Genomic DNA, 230 nt, shown 5'->3' with positions numbered 1-230 from the left:
CCAGAACTACATGAAAGACGCGCGCCCCGCGCTCGAAGTCGTCGATCACGTGCGCTACGACGATCCGCGCCCGCCGCTGCGCGCGGGCATGCTCGGCGGCACGGCGGGCATTCCGGAAATCGTCACGGTGTTCGCGGGCGACGGCGATCAGCGCTACATCGAAACCGTGGACGGCAGCCGCTATTTCGAAGGCGCGAGGATGAAGCAGGGGCCGAGCGTCGTGTCCATCG

General features: G+C 67.4%; 1 pseudogene. It reads left to right on the top strand.

From position 1 onward, the window contains the following. Nucleotides 1–230, top strand: a pseudogene (locus SB771_RS37500) (EscD/YscD/HrpQ family type III secretion system inner membrane ring protein); the annotation flags it as partial.

Origin of the sequence: Burkholderia sp. SIMBA_051 (assembly GCF_046534915.1) — a bacterium.
Taxonomy (GTDB): Bacteria; Pseudomonadota; Gammaproteobacteria; order Burkholderiales; family Burkholderiaceae; genus Burkholderia; species Burkholderia ambifaria.
This window is presented reverse-complemented; position numbering and strand designations above follow the sequence as displayed.